This window comes from Mycoplasma sp. 6243, assembly GCF_051200785.1.
Lineage (GTDB): Bacteria > Bacillota_I > Bacilli_A > Mycoplasmatales > Metamycoplasmataceae > Mycoplasmopsis.
Map to the genome: position 1 here is coordinate 965,827 of NZ_CP195154.1, position 24,164 is coordinate 989,990.

The following is a 24,164-nucleotide window of genomic DNA, read 5'->3' on the forward strand; positions in this document are numbered from 1 at the left end:
TGCTAAAATATATAGATATAAAAAAGGAGAAAAATATGGACTATAAAAAGACATTAAATATGCCAAAAACTGATTATGAAATGAGAGCTAATTTATTAGTTAAAGAACCAAAATATCGTCAGTTTTGGGAAAGTTCTAAAATTTACCAAAAAGTATTATCAAAAAATAAAAATAACCCAAAGTATATCTTGCACGATGGTCCACCATACGCTAATGGAGGTATTCATGTTGGTCATGCATTAAACAGAGTTTTAAAGGATATTATTGTTAGATATAAATCTTTATCAGGGTTTTATTCACCATTTGTATTTGGTTGAGATACACATGGTTTACCAATAGAACATAAAATGCTTACTGAGAGCAAATTAAATAAGGATGAACTTAATCCTGTAATTTTACGTAAAAAAGCAGCTCAATATGCTTTACAACAAGTTGATAACCAACGAAACCAACTTAAATCTTTACAATTATTTACTGATTTTTCAAAATCATATATAACCTTAGATAAACAATATGAGGTTATGCAGCTAAAGGTTTTTAAAAAGATGGTAATGGATGGATTGGTATATAAAGGATTAAAGCCTGTATTTTGATCACCTAGTTCCCAAAGTGCTTTAGCCGAATCTGAGGTAGAATACCAAGATGTAATTTCACCATCAATATATGTTGCTTTTGAAGTTGTAGCAAGTAATTTTGAAAATGTTAAAACTGGTGATAATTTAGTGATTTGGACTACAACTCCATGAACATTATTGGCTAATGCAGCGGTAGCGATTGGATTAGATATTGAATATGCCCGTGTAAAAAATAATGGAAGTTTTTATATCATTGCAACTGATTTATTAACTGTTGTTGCATCAAAATGTGGTTGAGATACATATGATATTGTTTCAGTTTTTAAAGGTTCACAAATTTTAAATTATAATATTGAATATTTAACACCAATTTTGAAGTTTCATGCTCCATTAGTGATTGGGCATCATGTTAGTGTTGAATCAGGATCAGGTTTAGTTCATATTGCTCCGATGTTTGGTGAAGATGACTTTTTAATTGGACAAAAAAATAAGTTACAGATGATTATGCATATTTGTGATAAAGGTTATATTGAAAATACCAATACTGATTTTGATGGGATGTTTTATCAGGATGCAAATAAGAAAATATCAGAATTTTTAGCAAACAAATTATTACACTTTGAAAGATTTAAGCACTCATACCCACATGATTGAAGAACTCATAAACCAATTATCTTTCGCGGGACACCACAATGATTTGTTTCAATTGACAAAATTAGAGAGCAAATTTTAGATCAAATTGAAAATAATGTTACTACTTATCCAGCATGACCAAAAAAACGTTTATATTCAATGATCCAAAATCGTTCTGATTGAACTATTTCACGTCAAAGAAGTTGAGGAGTTCCACTAATTATCTTTTATGATAAGGATGGAAAACCAGTTTTTGATTCAGAATTATTTGATCATGTTATAGATTTAGTAGCAAAATACGGAACTGATATTTGATGAGAAAAATCAACTGAAGAATTATTACCTTTAAAATATCAAAATCAAGGTTTTACTAAGGAAAAAGACATTATGGATGTTTGATTTGATTCAGGTGTTTCGAGTGTTGCTGCTGTAATTGAACCGAATTTACAATCACCATATGATTTATATTTAGAAGGAACTGATCAATATCGTGGTTGATTCAACTCATCAATTATTAATTCAGTTGCATATAAAGGATTAACACCTTATAAAAATCTTATATCACATGGTTTCGTTGTAGATGCTAAGGGAAATAAGATGTCTAAGTCAAAAGGTAATTCAATTGAACCTTCTGATATTATCAATAAACGTGGTGCAGAGATTTTAAGATTATGAGTTGCAAATTCAGAATATCAAGGTGACATTTCAATAAGTGAAGATATTTTAAATCAAAATACCGAAATATACCGTAAATTAAGAAATACCATTAAATTCTTGCTTGGTAACTTAAATAATTTTGAATATTCTAAAGACGTTAAAAGAACCGGAATCCATAAGTTTATTTATCAACAACTTCAAGAATTAAAATACAATGTAATTAAAGCATATGACGAATATAAGTTTTTAATGGTTGTAAAACTGCTTTCAAACTATGTTGTTGAGCTTTCTAGCTTCTATTTGTCTGTTACCAAAGATATTTTGTATGTTCGTTCATTAAACGATCCACAACGACTTATGACACTTGCAAATATGTATGAGATAGTCGAATTTCTTATAATAGCGCTTGCTCCAATTTTACCTACCACATCCGAAGAAGCATATGAGTTCTTTAATAAAAAAGATAAATATGAATCAGTATTTTTAGAAAATTTACCAAAACTTTCTGAAATAACATATGATGCATCATTGATCATTTCATATAAAGAATTTTTTGAACTACGTGATAAAGTTAATGTGCTAATTGAAAATGCGATTAAAGCTAATTTAGTGAAGCGATCAAATGAATTAGAATTATTTTTACCTAAAACATCTGATTTAATAGCTAAACTTGATTTAAAAACATTATTAATGGTAGGAAAAATAACACAGGGAAATGAATTAAAAGTTGAAAAATTTGATTCATTAAAATGCTTAAGATGTTGAAATCATTTTGATAAAGAAAATGTTAAAAATGATTTATGTAATCAATGTGAGCAAATTGTAAGAGAGTTTCATGAATAAAAAAATAAAAATATTAAAAAACTACTTATCTGTAAATAAAAAACGTATTTTAATAACATATATATTTATTTTTGCTTCACTAATAGTTTTTTTATTTATAGATCAAATGACAAAGAATCTATTATTTAATCACGGTTCAATAAAAACTTTGGATCAAAATTTTGAAGTATCTTATAATGGTCAAAGATTTCCTGCTGAATCTATATTAAATAGTTACACAGTTTCGCCACTACTTGGGATACGAAGCATCTGACACGGGGGTATTACCTTTGCTAAAACCCGTAATACAACTTTAATTCAAACCATTTCAATCATTTTGTTTATTTTTATTTTAACATATGGATTGTTTTTAGATAAACATAATAAAATACGTGCAATATTTGTAGGAATAATATTGGCGGGTGATTTAGGTAATATGTTAGATCGTTTTATTTTTAGTGGTTATGTTAAAGACATCTTCTTTATACCTTTTTTAAATAGAGATGGCACATTTAATTTTGCTGATTCATTAATTTTCACCGGAATTGCTTTATTGCTTATCGGTAGTTTGATACCAGAGAACAAAATTAGAGACCTTAAAAGACATAGGGATTTAATAATTCACTAAAACAAGCATATTTGCTTGTTTTAGTTTGCAAAGCATTAAAAAATCGGGATATAAACCCGACTTTTAAATTGTTTATTTAATAATCTTTGTTACTGAACCAGCACCAACTGTACGTCCACCTTCACGGATAGAGAATTTGGTTCCTGCTTCAACAGCGATAGGAGCGATTAATTTAACTTTTAAGTTAACGTTTTCTCCTGGCATAACCATTTCACGTTTTGCATCAAATTCAACTCCACCAGTAACATCAGTGGTACGGAAGTAGAATTGTGGTTTATAGTTTTTAAAGAATGGTGTGTGACGTCCACCTTCTTCTTTTTTTAGAACATAAATAGCTGCTTCAAATTCTGTGTGAGGGATAATTGAACCTGGTTTTGCTAAAACTTGTCCACGTTCAACATCTTCACGGTTTACTCCACGAAGTAATAATCCAGCATTATCTCCAGCTTGTGCTTCTTTAAGGTTTTTACGGAACATTTCAATTCCTGTAACAACTGTTTTCTTAGTAGGTTTTAAACCAACGATTTCAACTTCTTCGTTTAATTTAAGTGTTCCACGCTCTACACGTCCTGTAGCAACTGTTCCACGTCCTGTAATTGTGAATACATCTTCAACAGCCATTAAGAAAGGTTTTTCAAAGTCTTTAATAGGTGTTTCAATGTATGTATCAACCGCATCCATTAATTCCATAATTTTTGGTTCTCATTTTGCATCACCTGATAATGCTAATGATGCAGAACCACGGATAACAGGAGCATTATCTCCATCAAATCCATATTCTGTAAGAAGTGAACGAACTTCAAGTTCAACAAGGTCGATCATTTCTGCACCTTCATCACCTTCTAGCATATCACATTTATTTAAGAATACAACGATGCGAGGTACACCAACTTGTTTTGATAAAAGAATGTGTTCACGAGTTTGAGGCATTGGTCCATCGGTTGCAGCAACAACTAAGATAGCACCATCCATTTGAGCTGCTCCGGTAATCATATTTTTAACGTAGTCAGCGTGTCCAGGACAGTCTACGTGAGCATAGTGACGTTTTTCAGTTTGATATTCAATGTGTGCTGTGTTAATTGTAATTCCACGAGCTCTTTCTTCTGGAGCAGCATCGATTGAAGCATAATCACGAGCTTCTGAAAGTCCTTTTTTAGATAAAACTGTAGCAATAGCAGCAGTCAAAGTTGTTTTACCGTGATCAACGTGTCCAATGGTTCCAACGTTAACGTGTTCTTTACTACGATCAAATTCTAATTTTGCCATATTAATATTCCTTTCATATTGTTTATGATTTAAATTAATTTAGTTTGTCTTAGCGCTAAAACCAACCATAGCCTAGTCTTTCATCTAGGTCCTGTCCATAAGCACCAATAATTTTAGCAAATTCTTTTATATAATTTAGAAATTGCTTTTTGTATTAATATATTTTACCATATTTTTTATATTCATTAATCATTAAGATTATGCTTTTAAGGCTTTATTCTATGATTTTATTTACTAAATGATTGATTTATATAAAATAAATTGGCTATATATGTTTTAAATGTGTTTTATTTGAAAATAATGTATAATTTAGTAATGTCAACAAAAGATGAAAAACTCAAACAACTAAAATTAATGACAAATTCATGAATAAAGTCATTTACTGACCTTCCGAATGATGTTAAAGAAGTATTAGCATCTTATATTACTTCATGAAATAATAGTAAAGATATAACAATAGAAAAACCTAAATATTGTCATAGATGTGGATACTGTAAAGATACACAAGCACGGTTCAACAAACAACATGCTTATCGTTATGAATGTTTAGATTGTAAGAAAACTTTTAGTAATTGCACTGGAACAGTTTTTGAAAGATTTAAGAAAAACACATCAAGTTTAAATATCAAATGTTTCTTGAGTGTCATTTTAAAGAAATTAACACTTAAAGAAACTGCAGCGATTTGTGGAATTAATTTAAAAACAGACTTTTTGTTTGAAGACATAAATTTATTAGATTTTATTAAATCTAAGCAAAAAGAATCAGATGTCAGTAGTGGAATAATCGAACTTGACGAAATATATTTTCTTGATGTAAAAAAGGTGAGACACAAGAACGGAATAGGTAGAGCAGCAAGAAAACGTGGAAAATCTTTATACTATAACTCAAAAAGAGGTATAAATAGTGATTTAGATTGTGTTTCTACTATGGTTGATAGAAATGGGGAATCGCAATTTCTTATTTAGGAAAAGGTAAAACCTTCTGCAGAAAAACTATATTTTGCTTTTAAATACAAAGTTAAAAATCCTGAATCTGCAAAATTTATAACTGATGGGGAAACATCATATAAACCTTTTATAAATAAGATAGGTGCATCTCATTATATTGTTGGTGCTTCTAAGAAAAAATCTTTTGTTTATAAAGAAAATTCAGATAAAACAAAAAGTGTAAGGGAAAAATTACATATACAAAATGTTAATAATTTTCATCGCAAGATTAAAGAATTAATTGAAAATGTATATAACGGAGTTTCAAGTAAAAATTTAGATAAGTATATAAATTGGGTAAAGTGAACAAGAATAAACAAAGGAAATCATTATTCAATGATGATAGACTTTAAATAAATTTTTAACAAGCAGGTAAAAATAAGACAAAAAGATTTTTTGGATTCTTAAAATATAACAAAAAATAAGAATTTAAATTAAATAATAAGTTGTTTTTTAGTTTTTTAACAAAAACATTTAAAATTATTTAAAAACACACATTTAAAACATAAATAGCCAATAAATTATTATAAAAATCAATAAGTTTTCCTTATTGAAAGTTTTATAATAATTTTGCTGCTTTTGCATCTAAAATTATAGTTACATCATTATGTGTTTGTAAGAAACTAGCAGGAACATCCGAGCAAACAGGACCATTTATTGTTTTTGTAATTGCTTCTGCTTTTGAATCTCCATCTGCTAATAAAATAATTGTTTTTGCTTTTAATATAGTTCCGATACCCATTGATATAGCTGTTTTTGGAACTAACTTTATATTGTCAAAATACTTTTTATTAGCATTTATAGTACTTTCAGTCAAAATTACTTCACGAGTTGTATCATTGATTTTTGAACCTGGTTCATTAAATGCAATATGTCCATTGATACCGATTCCTAGTATCATTAAATCTATACCACCTTTTTCTGCTATTAACTTTTCATATTTTTTAGCATTTAAACCAATATTTCCTATTCCGTTTGGCAGATTAATATTTGATTTATCTACATCAATATAATTAAAAAGTGTATTGAACATAAAATAATGGTATGAGCAAGGGTTTTTTATATCAATTCCAACATATTCATCAAGGTTAAATGTTGTAACATCTTTAAAAGAAATCTCTTTATTTTGATATTTTTGAATCAATAATTGATATGTTTTTATAGGAGAGTTACCAGTTGGAAAGCAAATGTTTAAATTAGGTCTTGATTTAATAGCATCTGCTATTAAATCTGCTGCATATTTAGCTTGTAAATCTGAATTTTCTTTAATTATAACTTTCATATTTTCCTTAGTTTACCTTTTTTCCATCAATATAAACACTTTTAATATTTCAATTATAATCCATTAATACTATATCTGCTAGATAACCTATCCTAATTTTGCCTAACTTTTTATTTAATCCTAAGTATTTAGCAGCATTATATGATGTCATTTTTACTACATCACAAGAATTTACATTGATACTCAATAAGTTTTTAAAAGCATCGTGTATACTGATACCTGAACCTGCAATAGTATTACTGTCTTTTAAAGTTATTTTTAATCCATCTTTTATAACAGGGATATCACCTGAAATATTTTCTCCATCTTTATAATAAGCAGGTTTAATTGCATCTGAAACAGCAATAATTTTATCAAAACCTTTATTTTTGATAGTGAATCAAATAGACTGCTTACAAATATGAAATAAATCGAAAATCATTTCTACATAAGTGTTTTCGTTCATTAATGCAGCCTGAAGCAAACCTGGGTTTCTTGAGTCGATTCCTGACATTGCATTTCATAAGTGACATACAGATTTGCAACCATTATCAAAGAAGATTGATGCAGTTTCAAAATCAGTTGCTGAATGTCCGATAGACCCTATTATATTGTGTTTTTGCATCTGTTTAAATACTTCTATATCTACCACATCAGGATCGAATGATATTTTTCTTAGTGTGTTTTGTGATGCATTAATAAGTTGTTCGATATCTGAAACAGTTGGTTTTTTAAGATACTCAAATTTATGTGCTCCTTTTTTAGCATTTGCAATAAAAGGACCTTCTAAATGCAAACCTAAATTTCTTGAAACATATTTAGCATTTTTACTCACATCGTCTAAAACATCTAAAATATTTTGTCACTGATTTGTCATCAATGTAGGCATAAAAGCAGTTGTTCCATGTTGAGCAAGTTTTTTTGAAATAGCAGAAACCGCATCGCTTCCTTCCATAACATCGTAATTATAAAAACCGTGTATATGTGTATCGATAAATCCAGGAACTGCTATATATTTTGCTTGATTTTGATTTGGTATAATTTTTTGTATTTTATGATCTTTTATATATATATCAGCACAATCAATGATGTTGTTATAATTTATAATTTTAACATTTTTTATTTTCATTATCCAATTACTTCCCTTAAATTATTATGTGATTTTTTTAATAGCTTAATCGCATTTATTTTATCAACTTTATTTAAATGCATTACAGCAGCAACTTTAATATTTTGATCTGCTTCTGAATATAACTTTTGTGCATCTAATGCAGATATATGTGTTATTTGTTTTAAAATATCAATGCTACGCTTAACTAATTTTTCGTTTTTAGGAATTAAGTCAATCATTAAATCATCATATACTTTACCTAGTTTTATAGCAGTAATTGATGAGATAGTGTTTAAGATAAGTTTTTGCAAAGTCGCTGCTTTTAAACGAGTAGAACCAGAAATAACTTCTTTACCTACATCACCAACTATAACATCATCTGAAACAGATTCACAGTCTCCATTTTTTTGATTTGCTATCAAGGTAGTTTTTGCATTAGTAGTTTTTGCATAAACAAAAAAACCTTTTATATATTTAGTATTTCCCGATGCAGACAAACCGATGATTAAATCTTTATTATTAATATTTTCTTTTTTTGCATCACAGTAACCTAAGTTATAATCATCTTCATAGCCTTCTAATGACGCTAAGATTGCTGCATCTCCACCAGCCATCGAGTATTTGAATCAATTTAACTCTCCAAATGTAGGTAAAATATCTAAAGCATCTAATAAAGCGATTCTTCCACTACTACCAGCACCTACATAAAATATTCTACCGTTTTTTTTGATGACTTTAACACATTGCTTAGCAAGTTGAATAATATCTTTTTTCAAATTATTATATGCTTTGATTACATCTTTATTTGATTCAGCAAAAATATTTACAAGTTGCTTATAATTTAATGTATCTAAATGTTTGTTCATAACAACCTCGCAATTATTTTATTATGGAAGTCTATTTGATATGTTAAATAAAAAATTTTTTTATTTTTTATATTAAACATCATTAATAAAACAAAAAATATGAAAAATTTTTTCATCTTAGCATTTGTATATGAAAATGATTTTATAATATTTTAGAGTGTAAATCACTCAGTGAGGTTATATGGATAAATTTTTAAAAAAACTCAAAGACTTGCACTGGTCGCAATGAGTTTATATTATTTTATGAACTTTATTTATTGTCTTCTTAATCATACTTATCGGATTATTTGGAGGTTTCACAGAAAACAGTCACGGGTTTTCAAAAGAAAAACTAGGTGCTCATTATGATGCATATGTTGCTGCTTTCAAAAAATTTCGATCAGATGTGATAGGTGCAATGGGATTCTTATTCTTTCTTAGCTTTTTTGGAGCAATTATCGCTACAATTGCTTCACATGGATTCTTTTTGAAGAAGAAAAAACTTCTTTTAGCTAAAGCAGGAGGTAAATAATGACTACAACTGCTAAAAAAACATTTTCAGGTGGGTTAGCTAAAGGATGAATGACAAAACTCTCACGTATAGGATCAGCATTGATGTTTCCGATTGCGGTGCTACCGGTTGCTGCGATCTTGTTAAGAATCGGAGCAGAATTACCAGGTGATTCTCCGTTTGGTAAGTTTGTGCAATCATTATTATTAAAAAGTGGTGATGCAGTATTTTCAAACTTATACATTATATTTGCAGTAGGTGTAGCATTTGCTTTCACAAAAGACAAACGGGGTGAAGCAGCATTTGCTGGATTTATTGGAATAATGATATTAACCTTTTTAATGGTTGCTTTAACCGATGTGTATTATGGAACTTTGTTTGTACATAAAGGTTATGTAGATACTGATACAGGTGTTATTAAGGATTTTGTAGCATCTTCGCCAAAAGATACAAAATCAGGAACAGGATTTAAAGAATTTACTAGAACTTATCAAGTAGTTTCTACCGGTTTTCATACAATTTTTGGAAAGAAAACAGATGATGTTCTTGCTAAAAATGTACTTAATGGTATTGTAGTAGGTGCTTTAACTGCATTTGTATATAATCACTCAAACAATGTTGCATTGCCAAAAGTATTAGGATTCTTTAGTGGAAAAAGATTAGTTCCAGCAGTTGCTATTATTGCATCAACATTATTTACAATTGTTTGAGCAGTTATTTTCCCTTGAATCGGTTATGTGATTTTTGCTATTTCAGAAGCGATGTCAAAAGCCGTAACATCAAAACAAGGTGAATCATTTAATTTATCAGCACAAGCGCGCTTTACAAGAGCGGGAATAATGGGTGTATATGGATTTTTAAACAGACTTTTAATTCCATTCGGATTACATCATATTCCAAATAACATCTTCTGATTCCAATTAGGTGAATGACCAAAAGAAGGTAATCCATCACAAACTGTTAATGGTGATATTCTAATTTTCTTACAAGGACAAGCAAAAGGCAACCCAGGCGGTATCTTCCAAGCAGGTTTCTTCCCAATGATGATGTTCGGATTGCCTGCTTTAGTTGGTGCATTTGTTTATTCAGCAGAAACCAAAGAACAAAAGATTAAAGTTGCTTCATTATATGGTTCAGCAGCAATTGTAAGCTTTTTAACAGGTATTACAGAACCAATTGAATTTGCTTTCTTATATGTTTCTCCACTTTTATACTTATCACATGCAATCTTAACAGGTATCTTTGCATTTATAACAAGAGCATTTGGAATACAATTAGGATTTGGATTTTCAGCTGGATTATTAGACTACATTACTTCAATACCTAAGTCATTAAGAATAATCAATGAATCAGGTTATACAGGCGCAGCAAGAGTATTTGCTAACCCAGGATGAATTTTCCCGATAGGATTTGTAACTGCTGCTGCTTACTTTGGTGTAGGGGTTGGATTTATCAAAGGATTTAACTTATCAACACCTGGTCGTGGTGAAGGTATCATACGTTCAGAAGAAGAAATAAAAGAAGTTGTCTCACCAGAAGCAAATGATGGTAGCTTTTCAACAAAAGCAAGAAATATTGTTAAAGCTTTTGGTGGCTGAGATAATATAACAACTTTTGAAAACTGTTCAACACGACTTCGTTATGAAGTTAAAGATGGAAGTAAAGTATCTGAAGAAGATTTGAAAAAAGCAGGTGTATTTGGTTTAGTAAAAGTTTCTGAAAAATCATTTCAAGCAATAGTGGGAGTCGAAGCAGAAAGTATTAATAACCAGATTACATCAAATAAAGGAGCAGAATTATAATAATTTTGATGACACAGATGTGTCATCTTTTTATATTAAATAGTTTTATAATAAGATTAATTAAAATAAAGAAGTGGAATAAAGAAAAAATATTGCAAAATAAAGAAACATAAAAAGCATAAAATAAACATGGACACTTTTGTGGTACTAAAAATGTGTTTTGTTAAAAATTGAATTCTCTCCAACATTGTTGTGGAGTTTTCCAATTTAAAACTGATTGGAATCTAATTTTATTATAAAAATTTATATATTCATCAATTAATTGATAAATTTCGTTAAATGTTAATTTATTTAAGTTGTATAAATTTAAGCATTCTGATTTTATAACAGAAAAGAAATATTCTGATTCTCTGTTGTCTAGTGAATTTCCTATTCGTGACATTGAAATTTGAGCATTTAATTTTTGTGTTAACTTTATATATTCTTTTGAAGAATATTGATATCCGTGATCGGAATGAAGTATTCATTTATCTTTAAAATGAATTTTTGAAATATGCTCAATAACAAGTTTTGTGTCATTTGTTTCTGAAAGGTTTCAAGACACAACAGCCTTTGTTTTGTGATGTATTGCAACTGATAAATATAAATGATTTGATTCTGAATCTTTTGGAGCAGTAATATATGAAACATCTATAGAAACAATGTTATTCTTTTCACCGTTATAATCTCTTTGCACAAGATCGATAAATTTTACATTTATATCCTTTTTTCTTTTTTTCTTTTCTTTTGTCTAACGAGACATTTTAAAGAAAATTTGTTCATTATTCTCCCTATTTTCCTGTAATTTAGGTTTATTTTATATTTTTTGTAGATGTAAATCGATAATCTTACACGACCATATAAACCTTTATTTTCTTTGAAAGATTTAATAACAAGTTCTTCATCAGAAGTATTTTTAAACTTCTGGTTTTGGTAAATTAATTTGTTTGGGACGCTTAAAAAAGTTGTGTATTCATAACTGAGTTATCTTCACAAAAAAGATTTTTTAAAAAATATTAAAAAAGAGTGAAACTCCTTTAAAATTGTATGTGAAATAAAACAAAGGAGAACACATGACAGATATTATATCAAAAAATTTGTTAATTTCAGAAAAGATTAATGAAATAAAAGAAAATGGGTTTAAATTCGTAGCAGAATTTTCAAGAGATATCATTACTAATATAATGAATGCAATCTTAAAAGAAGAGTTTGATGAGAACTTAAAATTTGAATTTGAAAATTCTAAATATGAAAAGAAAAATACACGAAATGGTTATTATACAAGAACGACTAGATACACCTATTGGAAAAAAGCATTGCTAAATGTTCCAAGAGATAGAGCAGGAAGAATTAAAAGTAAATTATTTACCAGATATAGTCGAAGAAGTGATGATCTTACTCAGATGATAATGTCCTTTTGCAAACTAGGTGGTTCTTATAAAGAAATCACTGATTTCATTGAGAATTCTACAGACATAAAAATGTCAAGACAAACAATTTCTAATATCTTTACTACTACAAAGGAAAAGGTAGATGAATTCCAAAATAGAAAACTACCAAAGAAATTTCAAGCAATTTTTCTTGATTCTACTTACTTTTCCATCAAACGAGGAAGTTATGCAAAGGAAGTTTATAAATATCGTTATGGGAATTGACGAAAAAATGGTTATAAGCAAGTGCTAAACTTTGAAATTTGTCCAAATGAAAACAAAGGAATTTTTAGAGAATTATTACTAAAAATCAAGGAACAAGGTGTAGAAGAAGTTGAAATTTTTGTCTTTGACGGTTTACCTGGTTTAGAAAATGTTGTAAATGAAATTTTTCCAAAATCTAAGACTCAAAGATGTCTTGTACACATTCAAAGAAATATTGTGTCTAAAGTAAGGGTTTCTGATCGTAAAGAAATTTCTAATGATTTTATGTTGATTGCAAAACGAAGTAATATAATTGAAGCACAAAAAGAACTAGAAAACTTTGTATCAAAATGAACTATAAAAGGTTACAAAAAGAAGTCTCATATCTTTTGCAAATGCAAAAATTTATTAACATTTTTTGATTTTCCACCTGAAAAGCGTAAATCTATTTATACAACAAATCCAATCAGATCCTTAAACTCGAGATATGAAATTGATTTTAAAAAAAGAAAAGTTTCATTTCCTAATACGGAAAGTTTATCACTGCTTTTAGCACATATTTTTGATAACTGAAATATTGACAGAAGTTTTAGAGCAACAAACGGATTTAGAAAATATTGGTTAAACTTCGATTTGGTATTGAAAAACCTGCAAAATATAAAGCAAAAGAACAAAAGATTACTTTTGTTCGCTTTATTTTGCGGGTTTTTCAAAAAAAAATTTTTAAATTTTTCTGATAAGATGCTATTATATATACTACTTACCTTTTTATAGGATATAACTTAGATTTTATTAAAATACACAAGAATTTTTATAATGTCATTTTGCATTTTTAAAAAATGAATATTTCACATCCTCTACTAATGCAAGTAATATTTGAAACATTTGTAAAGGAGAAAATCTCTCATCAGCTATTGGATATAAATCTTTATAATTAAATCCCTTTTTATTAATAATCAATTCTAAGATTTCCTTTTGGTCATCATCAAATTTTGATAATGTCTCAGGTTTAAAATAGTATTCTAATTTTTCTTGTTCTTTTTGCATACATATTCCTCTATCATTTTTTTGAAGCCTCAGAATAGACATCATTTAATTTTGATTCAATAATTTTATGTGATTTACTTAAAGAATCATAAATATTTTGAAGCATTTTAATCCGTTCGATATTTTCAATATCCTTTCTTGTTGCTCTTATTTCTTGTAGTGGATATTTTGGTCTAATATAGAAAAGATTGTCAATATTATCATCTTTTTTCAATGCTAGATATATCTGAAACATCTGTATTGCTGAATACCTTACATCTGCGGCGATTTTTAAATGATCCTTATTAAGATTTCTGGTATTAATGATTAATTCTAAAACTTCTTTTTGACCTTCATCAAATTTTGATAATGTCTCAGGTTTAAAGTAGTATTCTAATTTTTCTTTTTCCATAATTTAATTTTACAAAATACATTAAAGTGGGAAATTCAGGAGGGTGTTTTTTGGATTTATTACCAATTAATAAAAGAATTGGTATAGATTTAGACCCAAAAAGAAGTGATGTTATAAAAAGTAATTACTTAAAATATCAACTTCCTAATAAACCATTTATAGTTATTGGTAATCCCCCGTTTGGACATCATGGAGTTTTGGCTCTAGAGTTTATAAATTATTCCAAGGATGCAGATTTTGTTTGCTTCATATTACCAATGTTTTTTGATAGCAAAGGAAAAGGTAGTGTACGATATCGTGTAAAAGGTTTAAATTTAATCTATAGTGAACAGTTACCTAAGAATTCTTTTTATACTTCTGATAACTCTGATGTAGATGTTAAGTGTGTATTTCAAATATGATCGAAAAATCATATAAATGATAAATTAAATACTTTTAATTGGTATTCATTAGGTAAAAAGAACCCTTTTAGTAAGTATTTAGATATATATATAGTATCTACTGCTAAAAATCGCGAATGTGGTAAGCGCTGGATTTTTGAAGAGAAAGCTGATTTTTATCTTGCATCGACATTTTTTAAGAGAAATTCAGTTGTATATGACTTTAATGATGTTAAATATGGTAGTGGGGTAGCAATTAAGATAAAAACATCTGATGCAAAAATAGCAGATAATCTTAAAAACATTTTAATCAATGCAGACTGAAATAAATATAGTTCGCTTGCTACAAATTCATGTAGACATATTGGTAAAAGCCATATTTATGATTTACTGTTAGATAATGGCTTTGAAATGGAGTTTTAATGGATATAAATAATTTATTACTAAAAATTATTGAAGATAAATATCATCGATTAGGTTTGGATAAAAAGAATACAGAAAATATTTTTTGAAAGATTATTGAGTTCGAAGGAAATGCAATTGGTAGCATTGGTGAAGAGTTTGTTAAACAAATTCTTAAAAAACTTAATATAGATTTTGATGCATCAAAAAATGAAAAAGCATTCATAATGAATATGATATTGTAATTGAAAAACCAAGAAAAATCTTGCTGGAAATTAAATCGGCAAGATTAGGTAGTAAAAATCAGACCTTTCAATTCAGTGTATTAAATCCGAATTATAATTATGATTATTTAATATGCATCGGGTTTTCTTTAACCAATGCTTATTATCGTATTATCCCAAAGACTAGTTTTAAATACATCCATCAAAAAGAACAACGTGATCACTGAATAAATATCGATGGTAAATTAAAAAAATTAGTAGAAATGAATCCTGATAATAAGGTTAATTACAAATTAACCTTATCTATTTCAAAGATGAAAGATATTTCGAATTTTAGTAATGAACTTGTATCAATTTTATAAAAACATCTAGAAACTAGATGTTTAATTTTCATTGTCTAAAATGATATCTTCTGCTTTCTGCATCATTTCTTTTAAAAGATTTAAAACATCCTTGTACGAACTAGCATCACCTACTTTAAAACTCTTAGTATAATCAAATGAACCTGAATTTATTTCAGTATTAATTACAGGAAGCAATTTATAGGTATTTATCATCAATTTGTTTACTTTTTGTAATAACTGAGAATCCTGATTTAAAATAATTTTATCAACAGCTTTTTCAATTTCAAACTGAGTTTTTGTTTTTACTGATTTATTTTTAACTTCTTGTCATTGATTGATATAAAGTTTTGTAAATGAAGTAGCTAGAGTTTGCTTATTTTCGCTGCTGCAAGATGCAACAATTGCTACAGGAGTAATTGATGCAACCAGTCCACTAGTAACAAAAAAATTTGCTTTAAATTTCACTTTTTTTCCTTTTTTAAATTATACCATCTTCTATGGTATGTTGTAATAGTAAAGATTTGTATATCATATGAATATGGTAAAATAAATCAAGGAGGAAATATGAATGAAATACAAAAATTAAAAGAAATGCAAGCAAGCTTACAAGTGTTTTATCAAAAAATTAATAACATCCACTGAAACATTAAAGGATTAGAATTCTTTGAAATTCATGCACAAAGTGATAAATTAAAAGATGATGTTTTAAATTTTGTAGATGAGATTGCTGAAAAAGTTGTTATGAAAGGTGAAGTCGCTTTAGGAAGTTATACAGAAGTGCTAGAAGCTTCTAAAATCACTGAATTAACTTCACAAATCTTTGATTATAAACAAGTTCTTAAAGTGCTTGTGAATGATTTAAAAATACTTTTACAACTTGCTGAAAGTTTTGAATGAAGTGCTAGAGTTCAACCTATTTTTGATGAAGTGCTATTATCATTAGATAAATGATTATGACAATTTGATGCGATGTCAAAATAGTATAAAAAATCCGGGGAACCGGATTTTATTATGCTTATTATAAGTTAGCAAAGTAAATAACTGTTCTAACAAGTTGTGATACATATGACATTTCATTGTCATATCATGAGAAGAGTTTATATAAGTTACCTTCTGGCGATTCTTTGATTGAAGTTAATTTTGAATCAAATACTGATCCATGTGTTTCTTTAATAATATCAGAAGAAACAATTTCATCGGTTTCATATCTGAAACTTTCTGATTCTGCTGCTTTCATTGCTGCATTAATTTCTTCAACTGTAGGTTGTTTTTCTAATAAAACAGTTAAGTCTACTAATGAACCTGTAATTAATGGTACACGAATTGCTGAACCGTCTAATTTCCCTGCTGCTTCTTTAACTACTAAACCAATTGCTTTTGCTGCTCCTGTTGAAGTAGGAACCATATTTGCTGCTGCTGCACGAGCTCTACGTAAGTCTCTATGTGGAGCATCTTGAAGTCTTTGATCTCCTGTGTATGCATGGATAGTTGTCATAAATCCAGATTTAATACCAAAGTTATCGACTAAAACTTTAACCATAGGTGCTAATGAGTTTGTTGTACATGATGCTGCAGAGATAAGTGTATCATCACTTGTTAATTCATTGTGGTTTACATTAAATACAATAGTTTTAACATCTTTTTCTGATGGTGCAGAAACAACAACTTTTTTAGCACCTGCTTTTAAGTGTTTTGAAGCACCATCTCTTTTAGTAAAGAATCCAGTTGATTCAATAACTACATCAATTCCAAGTTCACCTCATGGAAGGTTTTCTGGATCTTTTTCTGCGAATACTTTAATTTCTTTCCCATCGATAACGATAGCACCATCTTTAGCTACTACTTCAACACCTAATTTACCAAATGCTGTATCGTATTTTAATAAGTGTGCTAGGGTTTTTGAATCTGTAAGATCGTTAACTGCAACAACTTCTAAGTTTGAATTTTGTTCTAATAATCTACGGAAAAATAATCTACCAATTCTTCCGAATCCGTTAATTGCTACTTTTTTCATATTTTACCTTTCTGTTAATTAAAATGTATATCTTGCATATTATAAACTTTTTTTAAAATAAAAAATATAAATATATAGATATGATGGATTGATGAGGATGGTGGGAAATAGTTGTTATTGTTGCCATTTTATTATATTTAGATAATTTAGATAACTTGTTAAATTTTCTTACAAATATTTTTATAGAAGTGAATTGAATTTCAAAGATTTAGATTACGATTTTGTCTTATATTCTTTATTTAAATAATTTTGTGTGTATGAAAGTAAAATAATTACGACAACAAGTAATATGATTATTCATAAATTTGTAAAATATATTGGTGTTTCTTTAGGTACATCGAAACTATTGATACTTCAATTTGGGTAACTTTCTCGGTGTCAATATGAAAAGGCACGAATATTCATTAGTAGATTTAAATTAAACGGAGATAATACTGATACAAAAAGAATCATTAATACCACTAATAAAAAGAAAGATTTAAGTTTTTTTGTTAATTCAAATTTATTTATTATTGTAATTTTAACAAATAAAAATATGCTAATAAGAAATGCAGTTATAATAAAAACATAATTTAATACATTAAATGAATATTTCACCACATACACATTATATAAATAAGGAAAAGAAAGAAAAGTATCAATTAATAAATTAATAATTAAAATTACTAAATACAATGTTACAAAAAATAATGCAGATATATTTAAGGATTTAATGACTTTTAAATTAGATGTTTCTTTCTTGTCATTTGAAATTATATTAGAAACCAATGCACTTTCTATCTTAGGTTGTTGTAAAACTTTTTCCTCTTTTATAATTTCTTGTGTTTGTGCTTTCACTTTTGCTGGTTTTAATTTAACCATTGATATAGCTAATAAAACTGTAATAGCAACTTGAATAACTAATCCGATAATTGATATACCTGGTAATCAAGACACAGGTTGTGCAATAAGAATCAAAGCAAAATTTGATATAGCAAAAGCTCTTGTTTTTGCTATTGTTTCATCTTTTTTAGCATCTTGCAATGTAATTGCAAAAATTGATATCAACATTGCTATAACTGATAAATATATAAAGATGTTCATAATTGTAAATACTTCATATGGTATGCTGCTTGTAAAGACATATTCAGGGTTATATGAAACTCTACCATATGCATTTACTGGGGTAAAAATTAAAATAGTTGTTATTAATCAAAATAACATGGCTATTTATGTTTTAAATGTGTGTTTTTAAATAATTTTAAATGTTTTTGTTAAAAAACTAAAAAACAACTTATTATTTAATTTAAATTCTTATTTTTTGTTATATTTTAAGAATCCAAAAAATCTTTTTGTCTTATTTTTACCTGCTTGTTAAAAATTTATTTAAAGTTTATCATCATTGAATAATGATTTCCTTTGTTTATTCTTGTTCACTTTACCCAATTTATATACTTATCTAAATTTTTACTTGAAACTCCGTTATATACATTTTCAATTAATTCTTTAATCTTGCGATGAAAATTATTAACATTTTGTATATGTAATTTTTCCCTTACACTTTTTGTTTTATCTGAATTTTCTTTATAAACAAAAGATTTTTTCTTAGAAACATCAACAATATAATGAGATGCACCTATCTTATTTATAAAAGGTTTATATGATGTTTCCCCATCAGTTATAAATTTTGCAGATTCAGGATTTTTAACTTTGTATTTAAAAGCAAAATATAGTTTTTCTGCAGAAGGTTTACCTTTTCCTAAATAAGAAATTGCGATTCCCCATTTCTATCAACCATAGTAGAAACACAATCTAAATCACTATTTATACCTCTTTTTGAGTTATAGTATAAAGATTTTCCACGTTTTCTTGCTGCTCTACCTATTCCGTTCTTGTGTCTACCTTTTTTACATCAAGAAAATATATTTCGTCAAGTTCGATTATTCCACTACTGACATCTGATTCTTTTTGCTTAGATTTAATAAAATCTAATAATTTATGTCTTCAAACAAAAGTCTGTTTTTAAATTAATTCCACAAATCGCTGCAGTTTCTTTAAGTGTTAATTTCTTTAAATGACACTCAAGAAACATTTGATATTTAAACTTGATGTGTTTTTCTTAGTCTTTCAAAAACTGTTCCAGTGCAATTACTAAAAGTTTTCTTACAATCTAAACATCTCATAACGAGGCGATGTTGTTTGTTGAACCGTGCTTGTGTATCTTTACAGATCCACATCTATGACAATATTTAGGTTTTTCTATTGTTATATCTTTACTATTATTTCATGAAGTAATATAAGATGCTAATACTTCTTTAACATCATTCGGAAGGTCAGTAAATGACTTTATTCATGAATTTATTATTAATTTTAGTTGTTTGAGTTTTTCATCTTTTGTTGACATTACTAAATTATACATTATTTTCAAATAAAACACATTTAAAACATATATAGCTAATAACATAGTTACTGAACTTAACACCAAAGTTGATAAGTTCATTTTAAACAGGGTTAATTTTCTTGACATAGGCCCTTTCTTTCGACATTATAAAAATTCTTGTGTATTTTAATAAAATCTAAGTTATATCCTATAAAAAGGTAAGTAGTATATATAATAGCATCTTATCAGAAAAATTTAAAAATTTTTTTGAAAAACCCGCAAAATAAAGCGAACAAAAGTAATCTTTTGTTCTTTTGCTTTATATTTTGCAGGTTTTTCAATACCAAATCGAAGTTTAACCAATATTTCTAAATCCGTTTGTTGCTCTAAAACTTCTGTCAATATTTCAGTTATCAAAAATATGTGCTAAAAAGCAGTGATAAACTTTCCGTACTAGGAAATGAAACTTTTTCTTTTTAAAATCAATTTCATATTCGAGTTTAAGGATCTGATTGGATTTTTGTATAAATAGATTTACGCTTTTCAGGTGGAAAATCAAAAATGTTAATAAATTTTGCATTTGCAAAAGATATGAGACTTCTTTTTGTAACCTTTTATAGTTCATTTTGATACAAAGTTTTCTAGTTCTTTTTGTGCTTCAAATTATATTACTTCGTTTTGCAATCAACATAAAATCATTAGAAATTTCTTTACGATCAGAAACCCTTACTTTAGACACAATATTTCTTTGAATGTATACAAGACATCTTTGAGTCTTAGATTTTGGAAAAATTTCATTTACAACATTTTCTAAACCAGGTAAACCGTCAAAGACAAAAATTTCAACTTCTTCTACACCTTGTTCCTTGATTTTTAGTAATAATTCTCTAAAAATTCCTTTGTTTTCATTTGGACAAATTTCAAAGTTTAGCACTTGCTTATAACCATTTTCGTCAATTCCCATAACGATATTTATAACTTCCTTTGCATAACTTCCTCGTTTGATGGAAAAGTAAGTAGAATCAAGAAAAATTGCTTGAAATTTCTTTGGTAGCTTTCTATTTTGGAATTCATCTACCTTTTCCTTTGTAGTAGTAAAGATATTAGAAATTGTTTGTCTTGACATTTTTATGTCTGTAGAATTCTCAATGAAATCAGTGATTTCTTTATAAGAACCACCTAGTTTGCAAAAGGACATTATCATCTGAGTAAGATCATCACTTCTTCGACTATATCTGGTAAATAATTTACTTTTAATTCTTCCTGCTCTATCTCTTGGAACATTTAGCAATGCTTTTTTCCAATAGGTGTATCTAGTGCTTCTTGTATAATAACCATTTCGTGTATTTTTCTTTTCATATTTAGAATTTTCAAATTCAAATTTTAAGTTCTCATCAAACTCTTCTTTTAAGATTGCATTCATTATATTAGTAATGATATCTCTTGAAAATTCTGCTACGAATTTAAACCCATTTTCTTTTATTTCATTAATCTTTTCTGAAATTAACAAATTTTTTGATATAATATCTGTCATGTGTTCTCCTTTGTTTTATTTCACATACAATTTTAAAGGAGTTTCACTCTTTTTTAATATTTTTTAAAAAATTTTTTTTGTGAAGATAACTCAGTTATGAATACACAACTTTTTTTAAGGTCCCTTTCTTTCCTAATGATAGAACAAAAAAAAAAAAAAACAGAAAGCCAAAAATGTGAGCAATTTTCTGTTTATTTGTGAAGTAAAATTTGTATATTTTCATATTCTAATGAAAAAGAGATAAAAATACATTATGCAGCTTGATTATTATGCTGTGTATTATTCACAACATCTCGTTCATTTAAATCAGCAGGTCATTCTAAAAGTGTGTCTAAAACTATCGGAATACCTTTTGGATCTTTTGATTCATTAAGTTTTTTATTTAATGAATAAATATCACTGTGACCTTTGAAATAAATAGGATTCTTAGGATCTGTTGATACATAAGCAATAATTAAACTAAAGTGCTTATTGTTTTCTTTAGTCTTTTGTTTTTGGTATGCTTCTACATATTCTTTATAAGCATTTTTGATGTATTCTGTTTTTGCTGGAGCATTTGTTGTGCTGTTATTTTGATTTAATGCTTTTACTTCAATATGTATTTCGTGATTGTTGTATTTAATGATAAAATCAACAAAAGATGTTCTTAGTTCCTGATCTGCGATGTATTCAAAACCAATTCCTTTAAAAGGAATGTTTTTAGTAAACATAATTTCTACATTATTTTTATCATCAGATTTTGCTTTAGAGTGTTTATTATCTCAAGCATTTAACTTCTCGATAAAAATTTTCTCAGGTACTGAATCATAAACAAGTTCTAATTTATTTGAATCCTTTTGATTTGGATCAAGTTTTTCTTTTTTATATGCATAATTATTATTAAAAATCTCTTGGGTTCGCTCTTCTTGTAAGATTTGGATGCGCTCTTCTAATGTTGATTTGTCATCAACAGCAAAAACTAAGTTATTTTGTTCATTTTTTTGTTTCTTTAAACTTTTATTTAAATTAACAAAAACTGGTAATTTAATTTGAATAAATAGATATCACAGCATTGTGTGATTGATTTGCTGATTAAGTTTATTTTCAGTAAAGAAATTATTGATGTGTTTTTTTATGTTTTCATTTAAGTAGTCTTTATGTTTTTTAAGTTCTTTTAGGTTAAAAATTTTAATTTCAATTAAATTTTTAACCTTATATGTAACAAAGTGCCCATCACCATAATCTCTTTTTTCAGCTACAATAAATTTATTTTGTTTAAATTCATTTAGTATATTTTGATATTCTTTTGTAAAATCATCAACTAAAAACTTATTTATCTCATCGATAGCTTGTTTTTGATATTCATTTTCATCAACTTCATTTCATTTAACAAAGTTTTCTATATGCCCAGAGATAAAGGTTTTGTTTTTATATTTATCCTTAAGAACAAGTTTTTGGTATTGTTGATCTTTAATGTCTACATTACTATAAATATAGTATTCTAATGCAGCACTGTTTGCTGGTAAGTTGTCAACAGGAACTGGATTTCTTTTAATTCTTCCTAATGTTTGTGTATTTAGTGTCCCTGAATACACATTACGCAGTTGCACTAACATACAAGCTCTAGGAATATTCCATCCTGTTGCGGGTCCAATTTTGAAAATGATAACATCAACTGGTGAATTATTTCTAGAGATATCAAAAAGTGTATCACCACCTGCTAATCTAATATTAGAATCTATTACAGTAGAACAATCAGATTTAGTGTTATCAAAATATTTAACTCATTTTAAGTTATTTTCTTCTAATACTTTGATAATCATATCGATGTTTTGGTTAAATTTTGCACTTTTTTCTTTGTCTTTGCTATCGTTATTAACTTGAATTAGCATTGCTGCATTGATTCCGATGAGGTGAGGTTGATTGATGTTATCATTGTATTTTTGTTTGATTTCTTTAAACTTTTCACATGCTTTTCTTAAAATGATTTCATCATCTAAAACATCTAAACTACCAATACCGACATTATAGTTCTTTTTAGTTTTTAAAAGTTGTATATTATCATTTTGCAAACTTTGATGCTTAAGTTCTACTAAGTTTTCACCACTTTTAGGTGAAGCGCTCATTTTTACCACAAATGCAGCAGCTGATTGCATTTTTGCTTCATAATTCTTTTCTTCTTCAGATTCACGGATTTTAATATCCGCATCACCTCCGTGGTGTGCTTCATCGCGGATGTAGATAAGTTTGTATTTATTGTTTCTAATTTGATCTAAAAACTTATCTACTGCTCCGTAGATGGTATAAAGACTTTTGGCTGTAAATGATGAACTACCAGCAATAAAAACATTGTTTTCTTCAGCAAAAAACTCAAATGTTTGTTCGGTCTTTTTAGTTTTTGCTTTAGCAGAAGGGGATTCAAGTCGTTTGATCACCAAGTCTTTGTTTTTGATGTATTGTTTGTAATTATTAAAACTCTTTTCAAGTTGTTGAGGTAAACAAGCAGTTGAGAGAGTATTTATATAAAATACTAATTTTTCTTCAGGGTTATCTTTTGATCATTCAACAAGATGATCGATAAAATTTAAAATCATAAAAGTTTTACCAGAACCTGTTGGTGCTTTAAAAATTTGATAATCAACTGTATTGCTTTCTAAACTTGAAATAACATAAGAAGTTAGTTCGCTAACAACTTCTGTTTGTGAATTAGTTAGTTCCATTATTCTCCTTTAATTTTCTTTGGTTTTTGTAATTTGTTGATATTCTTCTTCATTTAAAG

Annotated in this window: 24 protein-coding genes; 10 read left to right on the forward strand and 14 right to left on the reverse strand. The window is 27.7% G+C overall.

Annotation, left to right across the window (positions count from 1 at the left end; genetic code table 4):
* The first annotated feature begins 35 nt into the window (after positions 1–35).
* Positions 36–2,708: an isoleucine--tRNA ligase gene (gene ileS, locus ACR82Z_RS04000; protein WP_435129105.1), complete on the forward strand. Its 2,673-nt coding sequence runs from the start codon at positions 36–38 to the stop codon at positions 2,706–2,708.
* Positions 2,701–3,315, forward strand: a complete 615-nt coding sequence (locus ACR82Z_RS04005) for a signal peptidase II (protein WP_435129108.1) — start codon at positions 2,701–2,703, stop codon at positions 3,313–3,315. Before ileS ends, ACR82Z_RS04005 begins: the two co-directional genes overlap by 8 nt.
* 72 nt (positions 3,316–3,387) lie before the next feature.
* Here ACR82Z_RS04005 and tuf read toward each other — a convergent pair whose 3' ends face one another.
* The gene (gene tuf, locus ACR82Z_RS04010) at positions 3,388–4,581 is read right to left on the reverse strand and encodes an elongation factor Tu (RefSeq protein WP_435129111.1); all 1,194 of its coding nucleotides are present in this window, start codon (positions 4,579–4,581) and stop codon (positions 3,388–3,390) included.
* A gap of 315 nt (positions 4,582–4,896) precedes the next feature.
* Between tuf and ACR82Z_RS04015 the strand changes: the two genes are divergently transcribed.
* Complete coding sequence (locus ACR82Z_RS04015; RefSeq protein WP_435129114.1) at positions 4,897–5,547, forward strand: transposase; 651 nt, start codon at positions 4,897–4,899, stop codon at positions 5,545–5,547.
* A 580-nt stretch (positions 5,548–6,127) separates the two neighbouring features.
* Here the strand turns inward: ACR82Z_RS04015 and nagB are convergent.
* Genes nagB through ACR82Z_RS04030 form a run of 3 tightly spaced genes read right to left on the reverse strand, consistent with a single transcriptional unit; the run spans position 6,128 to position 8,806 of the window.
* Entirely contained in the window at positions 6,128–6,850 is a 723-nt protein-coding gene (gene nagB, locus ACR82Z_RS04020) for a glucosamine-6-phosphate deaminase (RefSeq protein WP_435129117.1), read from the reverse strand.
* A gap of 7 nt (positions 6,851–6,857) precedes the next feature.
* Entirely contained in the window at positions 6,858–7,958 is a 1,101-nt protein-coding gene (nagA, locus tag ACR82Z_RS04025) for an N-acetylglucosamine-6-phosphate deacetylase (RefSeq protein ID WP_435129119.1), read from the reverse strand.
* The gene (locus ACR82Z_RS04030; protein WP_435129122.1) at positions 7,958–8,806 is read right to left on the reverse strand and encodes an N-acetylmuramic acid 6-phosphate etherase; all 849 of its coding nucleotides are present in this window, start codon (positions 8,804–8,806) and stop codon (positions 7,958–7,960) included. Before ACR82Z_RS04030 ends, nagA begins: the two co-directional genes overlap by 1 nt.
* A gap of 181 nt (positions 8,807–8,987) precedes the next feature.
* Here ACR82Z_RS04030 and ACR82Z_RS04035 point away from each other — a divergent pair, with 181 nt between their 5' ends.
* Together ACR82Z_RS04035 and ACR82Z_RS04040 are read left to right on the forward strand one after the other, a co-directional pair.
* The gene (locus ACR82Z_RS04035) at positions 8,988–9,317 is read left to right on the forward strand and encodes a hypothetical protein (RefSeq protein ID WP_435129125.1); all 330 of its coding nucleotides are present in this window, start codon (positions 8,988–8,990) and stop codon (positions 9,315–9,317) included.
* Positions 9,317–11,098: a PTS transporter subunit EIIC gene (locus ACR82Z_RS04040; RefSeq protein ID WP_435129127.1), complete on the forward strand. Its 1,782-nt coding sequence runs from the start codon at positions 9,317–9,319 to the stop codon at positions 11,096–11,098. Before ACR82Z_RS04035 ends, ACR82Z_RS04040 begins: the two co-directional genes overlap by 1 nt.
* A 163-nt stretch (positions 11,099–11,261) precedes the next feature.
* Here ACR82Z_RS04040 and ACR82Z_RS04045 read toward each other — a convergent pair whose 3' ends face one another.
* Both ACR82Z_RS04045 and ACR82Z_RS04050 read right to left on the reverse strand, forming a co-directional pair.
* Positions 11,262–11,774: a transposase gene (locus ACR82Z_RS04045; protein WP_435129130.1), complete on the reverse strand. Its 513-nt coding sequence runs from the start codon at positions 11,772–11,774 to the stop codon at positions 11,262–11,264.
* 20 nt (positions 11,775–11,794) lie between these two features.
* Entirely contained in the window at positions 11,795–12,037 is a 243-nt protein-coding gene (locus tag ACR82Z_RS04050; protein WP_435130642.1) for a transposase, read from the reverse strand.
* Between the two features lie 113 nt (positions 12,038–12,150).
* On the opposite strand from ACR82Z_RS04050, the gene ACR82Z_RS04055 reads away from it, so the two are divergent.
* Positions 12,151–13,485 carry an IS256 family transposase gene (locus ACR82Z_RS04055; RefSeq protein ID WP_435129133.1) on the forward strand — a complete coding sequence of 445 codons (1,335 nt, stop codon included), beginning with the start codon at positions 12,151–12,153 and terminating at the stop codon, positions 13,483–13,485.
* Positions 13,486–13,503: 18 nt separating this feature from the next.
* Here ACR82Z_RS04055 and ACR82Z_RS04060 read toward each other — a convergent pair whose 3' ends face one another.
* The gene (locus tag ACR82Z_RS04060) at positions 13,504–13,758 is read right to left on the reverse strand and encodes a hypothetical protein (RefSeq protein WP_435129136.1); all 255 of its coding nucleotides are present in this window, start codon (positions 13,756–13,758) and stop codon (positions 13,504–13,506) included.
* Positions 13,759–13,768: 10 nt separating this feature from the next.
* A complete protein-coding gene (locus ACR82Z_RS04065) occupies positions 13,769–14,149 on the reverse strand; it encodes a hypothetical protein (RefSeq protein ID WP_435129138.1) in 381 nt (126 codons plus the stop codon).
* A 50-nt stretch (positions 14,150–14,199) separates the two neighbouring features.
* On the opposite strand from ACR82Z_RS04065, the gene ACR82Z_RS04070 reads away from it, so the two are divergent.
* The 3 genes from ACR82Z_RS04070 to ACR82Z_RS04080 are packed head-to-tail and all read left to right on the forward strand — an operon-like array spanning position 14,200 to position 15,517.
* Positions 14,200–14,952, forward strand: a complete 753-nt coding sequence (locus tag ACR82Z_RS04070) for a hypothetical protein (protein ID WP_435129141.1) — start codon at positions 14,200–14,202, stop codon at positions 14,950–14,952.
* A complete protein-coding gene (locus ACR82Z_RS04075) occupies positions 14,952–15,176 on the forward strand; it encodes a hypothetical protein (RefSeq protein ID WP_435129143.1) in 225 nt (74 codons plus the stop codon). Before ACR82Z_RS04070 ends, ACR82Z_RS04075 begins: the two co-directional genes overlap by 1 nt.
* A 20-nt stretch (positions 15,177–15,196) precedes the next feature.
* Positions 15,197–15,517 (forward strand): hypothetical protein, encoded by a 321-nt coding sequence (locus tag ACR82Z_RS04080; protein WP_435129146.1) that lies wholly within the window; start codon positions 15,197–15,199, stop codon positions 15,515–15,517.
* A gap of 21 nt (positions 15,518–15,538) precedes the next feature.
* Here ACR82Z_RS04080 and ACR82Z_RS04085 read toward each other — a convergent pair whose 3' ends face one another.
* Entirely contained in the window at positions 15,539–15,964 is a 426-nt protein-coding gene (locus tag ACR82Z_RS04085; RefSeq protein WP_435129148.1) for a hypothetical protein, read from the reverse strand.
* A gap of 99 nt (positions 15,965–16,063) precedes the next feature.
* Between ACR82Z_RS04085 and ACR82Z_RS04090 the strand changes: the two genes are divergently transcribed.
* The gene (locus ACR82Z_RS04090; RefSeq protein WP_435129151.1) at positions 16,064–16,480 is read left to right on the forward strand and encodes a Dps family protein; all 417 of its coding nucleotides are present in this window, start codon (positions 16,064–16,066) and stop codon (positions 16,478–16,480) included.
* A 37-nt stretch (positions 16,481–16,517) separates the two neighbouring features.
* Here the strand turns inward: ACR82Z_RS04090 and gap are convergent, their stop codons facing one another.
* From gap to ACR82Z_RS04115, 5 genes are all read right to left on the reverse strand, one after another.
* Complete coding sequence (gene gap, locus ACR82Z_RS04095; protein WP_435129154.1) at positions 16,518–17,513, reverse strand: type I glyceraldehyde-3-phosphate dehydrogenase; 996 nt, start codon at positions 17,511–17,513, stop codon at positions 16,518–16,520.
* A 213-nt stretch (positions 17,514–17,726) separates the two neighbouring features.
* Positions 17,727–18,716, reverse strand: coding sequence for a hypothetical protein (locus tag ACR82Z_RS04100; RefSeq protein ID WP_435129156.1), 990 nt, complete (start codon positions 18,714–18,716; stop codon positions 17,727–17,729).
* Between the two features lie 946 nt (positions 18,717–19,662).
* Positions 19,663–20,019 carry a hypothetical protein gene (locus ACR82Z_RS04105; protein WP_435129158.1) on the reverse strand — a complete coding sequence of 119 codons (357 nt, stop codon included), beginning with the start codon at positions 20,017–20,019 and terminating at the stop codon, positions 19,663–19,665.
* Between the two features lie 208 nt (positions 20,020–20,227).
* Positions 20,228–21,406 carry an IS256 family transposase gene (locus ACR82Z_RS04110; RefSeq protein WP_435129161.1) on the reverse strand — a complete coding sequence of 393 codons (1,179 nt, stop codon included), beginning with the start codon at positions 21,404–21,406 and terminating at the stop codon, positions 20,228–20,230.
* A gap of 251 nt (positions 21,407–21,657) precedes the next feature.
* Complete coding sequence (locus ACR82Z_RS04115) at positions 21,658–24,105, reverse strand: DEAD/DEAH box helicase family protein (RefSeq protein WP_435129163.1); 2,448 nt, start codon at positions 24,103–24,105, stop codon at positions 21,658–21,660.
* Positions 24,106–24,164: the final 59 nt, after the last annotated feature.